This window comes from Streptomyces albicerus (assembly GCF_008905045.1).
Taxonomy (GTDB): Bacteria; Actinomycetota; Actinomycetes; order Streptomycetales; family Streptomycetaceae; genus Streptomyces; species Streptomyces albicerus.
Genome location: NZ_VWMY01000176.1, coordinates 1 through 4,533, shown reverse-complemented (window position 1 = coordinate 4,533; position 4,533 = coordinate 1). Strand labels below are relative to the sequence as shown.

4 protein-coding genes are annotated in these 4,533 nt (G+C 70.9%); 2 read left to right on the top strand and 2 right to left on the bottom strand.

What is annotated here, in order from left to right; all coding sequences use genetic code 11:
* Positions 1–288: 288 nt before the first annotated feature.
* A complete protein-coding gene (locus GAS53_RS58745) occupies positions 289–414 on the top strand; it encodes a hypothetical protein (protein WP_225859730.1) in 126 nt (41 codons plus the stop codon).
* An 88-nt stretch (positions 415–502) separates the two neighbouring features.
* Here GAS53_RS58745 and GAS53_RS54605 read toward each other — a convergent pair whose 3' ends face one another.
* Entirely contained in the window at positions 503–1,585 is a 1,083-nt protein-coding gene (locus tag GAS53_RS54605; RefSeq protein WP_151485267.1) for a mannose-1-phosphate guanylyltransferase, read from the bottom strand.
* 167 nt (positions 1,586–1,752) lie between these two features.
* Positions 1,753–3,513 (bottom strand): peptidoglycan recognition protein family protein, encoded by a 1,761-nt coding sequence (locus GAS53_RS54600; RefSeq protein ID WP_225859729.1) that lies wholly within the window; start codon positions 3,511–3,513, stop codon positions 1,753–1,755.
* Positions 3,514–3,641: 128 nt separating this feature from the next.
* Here GAS53_RS54600 and GAS53_RS54595 point away from each other — a divergent pair, with 128 nt between their 5' ends.
* Positions 3,642–4,397: a TIGR03089 family protein gene (locus GAS53_RS54595; RefSeq protein WP_151485266.1), complete on the top strand. Its 756-nt coding sequence runs from the start codon at positions 3,642–3,644 to the stop codon at positions 4,395–4,397.
* Positions 4,398–4,533 lie beyond the last annotated feature (136 nt).

Genomic DNA, 4,533 nt, shown 5'->3' with positions numbered 1-4,533 from the left:
GTGGGGGGGGGGGGGGGTGAACACCGGCCTGAACGGCCTTGTCCTCAAACGCCGGACGGGCTGAAAGGGCGGGACTGGGCTGGGAAGCGCGGGCGGGGGGTGTGCGGGTTGGCGCGGCCCCTGGCCTCGGCCTCGAACGCCGGGCCGGCTGAGAGGTGCGGGACTGGGGTGGAAAGCGCGAGCTGGAAAGTGCGGGCGGGAGGGGGACCGGGTGGGCGGGGTGACGCGGCCGGCCGCCCCGTCCTCGAACACCCGACAGGTTGAGAGGGGCGGGCACAGGCGGTCGGCATCTGGACTGCCGCGTGCACAGGATTCCTCTACGCCCTGGCCACCGCGGCCGACTTCTTCGCAGTCGGCACGGCCGACACCGTCCTGGTTGCGCTGACAACTGAGCCCGCGTCGGGGAGGGGCTGACCCTCGCTGAGGCTTGAGCTCTCGTCATGAAGTGAGCCTGCGCCGAGTTGTGGGCGCAGGCTCTGCTCCCCCCTTGGTGATTCTGGTGTTACTGGTCCGATGAGAAGCGGAGTGATGCCGGTGGGATTTGGGCGTCGCACCAGATTCGTACGCCCTCTCGGAGTTCGTTGTCCGGGCCTACTGAGGCGCCGTCGCCGACGACCACTCCCGTGAGGATCGAGCGGGCGCCCACGTGGGCGCGGGCGCCGATCAGGGAGTCCGTGATGACCGCGCCCGGGGCGATGACGGCGCCCTCCAGGATCGTGCTGCCGGAGATGCGGGCGCCCTCGCCCACCGTCGCGCCGTCGCCGATGACTGTGCCGCCGGTCAGTTTGGCGTCGGGGGCGACCGTGGCGGAGGGGAGGATCAGGCGATCGCCGCAGCGGCCCGGGACCGCGGGGGACGGGGCCCGGCCGAGTACCAGGTCGGCGGAGCCGCGTACGAAGGCGTGCGGGGTGCCCAGGTCCAGCCAGTAGGTCGAGTCGACCATGCCCTGGAGGTGGGCGCCGGAGGCCAGGAGGTCCGGGAACGTCTCGCGTTCGACCGAGACCGGGCGGCCCGCTGGGATCGTGTCGATGACCGAACGGCGGAAGACGTACGCGCCCGCGTTGATCTGGTCGGTGACGATCTCCTCGGGGGTCTGGGGCTTCTCGAGGAACGCCTGTACGCGGCCCGAGGCATCGGTGGGGACCAGGCCGTACGCCCTTGGGTCCGCCACCCTCGTCAGATGCAGGGAGACGTCCGCACCCGACGACTTGTGTGTGCTGACCAGGGCCGGGATGTCCAGGCCCGTCAGGATGTCCCCGTTGAAGATCAGGACCGGGTCGTCGGGGGCGGATCTCAGGCGGGAGGCCACGTTCCGGATGGCACCGCCGGTGCCGAGGGGCTCGTCCTCGGTGACGTACTCGATGTGGAGCCCCAGCGACGAGCCGTCGCCGAAGTAGGGCTCGAAGACCTCGGCCAGATAGGACGTGGCGAGCACTATGTGCTCGACCCCCGCCGCTCTCGCCCGCGCCAGTTGGTGCGTGAGGAACGGTACCCCGGCCGCCGGAACCATCGGCTTCGGCGTGTGCACCGTGAGGGGGCGCAGCCGTGTGCCCTTGCCGCCGACCAGGAGGATCGCTTCTGTCACCTGTCGTCTCTGCTTCCTGATGGGGCCGGTCGAACTGTCTTTCGACCGGCCAGTGTATGCAGACCGTTTCGATGGCTGTGGGGCGCCTCTGGAGGGGGTGGCCGTGGGGAGCCGCCGGGTCTCGGGGACCCGGCTTGCCGGACCTCACCGTTCCCGCCGACCGGACCTCATCGTCCCTGGTAGCGGGCCGAAGTGACACGGGCCTTGCCGAGGTTCGCGTAGAGTCGGCGGCCCGGGCATTCGGTGGCGAAACCATCCCGGTGACCGGAGATTACATTGAGTCGTACGTTCTTTCCTTTTCGGTAGAGATTTCCGCCCCCTGATTTGAGGTAGGTCTTGCCGCGTGGGTTCGCTCCGAAGAGGCCGAGCTTCCATGCGGTGAGCCGGGCGATGGCCTTCACCGCGGCGGCGGGTGGGTTCGTGGCGTTGAAGCTCCCGATGACCGCGATCCCCATGCTGTTGGCGTTGAAACCGAGGGTGTGCGCGCCCATGACCGGTTTGGCCACGCCTCCCGCCCTGCCCTCGTAGACGTTTCCGCACCTGTCGACGATGAAGTTGTAGCCGATGTCGCGCCAGCCACTGCTCCTCACGTGGTAGCGGTAGATACTGCGGATGACTGAAGGGGCTTGCGCACAGCGGTAGTTGTTGCCCGATGAGGTGTGGTGAACGAAGGCGGCCTTCACGGTCTTCGTGTAGCTGAAGTTCCGCTCGCGGATCCTCTCGTCGGCGCCCCAGCCGCGGCGGGTGACGATGCGCGGACGGGCACCGACGTACGGCTTCACGCCCTGGCCGGCCGCCGTGCCCGCAGTGTCGGTCGGGCCCGCCACGTTCGCCTGGCCCGCCACGTTCGCCTGGCCCGCCATGTTCGCCTGGCCTGATTCGTCCATCGGGCCTGATTCGTCCATCGGACCGGCGGCGTCCGTCGGGCCCACTTCGTCCGTTGGGCCCACTTCGTCCGTCGGGGCCGCTTCGTCCGCCATACCCGTCGCGTACGTCGTATCCGTCGCGTACGTCGCACCTGTCGCGTACGTCGTGTCGCCTCGGGTCGCGAGCAGGTCGGCCTTCGTCTCCTTCCGGCTCAGGGCCGGGATCTCGGTGGCGCCGAGAGGGGCGAGGTCGGCGTTGACGGCGGAGGAGGCGGCTGTCTCCGGGGTCAGGGCGTTGATGCGCGAGGCGTCCAGTTCGGGGCCCTGGGGCGGGGGCTCGGCGCCGGGGTCGATCAGTTCGATGTGCAGGCCTCTGGGGAGGGGGTCGCCGGCGGCGGCCCGGCCGTCCGCTTCCGCCCTGCCGTCCACTTCCGCCTGGACGCGGACCTCCACGCCGTCCGAGTCGCCGACCCACAGGGGGGCCGTGGCGCCTCGTACGCGGCCGGAGGTGCGTTCCTCGGTGTCCGGGTCGGCCGCGTGCTCGTGGTTGTGCGTGTCCACGTCCTGCCAGCCGGACCACTTCGTGGTGCCGGTCGCGCGGGTACGGACCTGGACTCGGCCATGGAGTTCGGCGTCCGGGTTGTCCCAGACGACGCCTACGAGGGAGAAGCGGCGTACGTCGCGTTGGGGGAGGCCCTGCGTGGGGGTGGGGGGCAGGGTGCGGTCGCCGGAGGGCGAGGGCGAGGACGGGGCGAGAGGGCCGAGGGGGGCGAGGGGGAGGGACTGGGTGCTGCCGGGGATGGCCTGGTCGGTGGCTGCCGCGGGGGTGGCCGCCGTTGCCGTCGTCCGTGTCGTCGTTGCCGGTCGGGCACGGGTCGTTCGGTCTGACGCCGGTCTGTCCGGTGCCGTCCGCTCGGTGGTCGGTCTCTCGTTGGTCGCTCTCTCCGCGGTCTGTCTCCCGGCTGCCGGGGGCGTGGCGGCGGCGTCGGAGGACAGTGCCAGCGGGAGGGCCAGGGCGGCCGCACACGTGACGGCGATCGAGGAAGCAAGATATCCGCGCATGCCCCTGATCCTGGACATAGTCATACTTATCTGTCCATCCGGGATTTGACGGACCGTCGACCCGGTTCGGCCGAACCGGTGGCCCGCGCTCCCCCGCCGGGGCGGGTGTCCGCGTACGCTTGCGTCCCGTGAACGCCACCGACCGCACCCCTGCCGACCTGCTGCGATCCGCGCTCACCGCGGATCCCGCACGCCCCCTGGTGACCTTCTACGACGACGCCACGGGTGAACGTGTCGAACTGTCCGTGGCCACCTTCGCCAATTGGGTGGCCAAGACCGCCAATCTGCTCCAGGGCGAGCTGGGGGCCGAGCCCGGGGAACGGGTCGCGTTGCTGTTGCCCGCGCACTGGCAGACGGCGGTGTGGTTGCTCGCCTGTTCCTCTGTGGGGGTCGTGGCGGATGTCGGGGGCGACGCGGCTGCCGCCGACCATGTGGTCGCCGGGCCCGGGCAGTTCGAGGCCGGGCTCGCCTGCTCCGGGGAGCGGGTGGCGTTGTCGCTCGCGCCGTTGGGGCGGCGCTTCGCCCAGCCGCCTGCCGGGTACGTCGACTACGCGGTCGAGGTCCCGAGTCAGGGTGATGTCTTCCGGCCGTACGCGCCTGCGGATCCGGAGGCTCCCGCGTTGATCGTTGCCGGGGCCGAGCTGACGGGGGCGGAGGTCGTCGAGCGGGCCCGTACCGATGGGGCCGGGCTCGATCTGACGGGACCCGGTTCTCGGCTTCTGTCCGCTCTGCCTTACGACACGTGGGAGGGGTTGAGCGCGGGCCTCTACGCTCCGCTCGCCGCCGGGGGGTCCGTGGTGTTGTGCCGGAACCTTGATCAGCTCGGTGAGGATGCGGTGGCGAAGCGCATCGAGAGCGAGCGGGTTACGGCTACGGCTCGCTGACGGGGCCCTCCGGGGGTTCGGCTGGGCTGGGCTGCTGGGACATGGCGTTTTTCGCCCCCGCCGCCCCTACCCGTCCCATCCTTCTGGGGCTCCGCCCCAGACCCCGTCGGGGGCCAGCCCCCGAACCCCCGCTCCT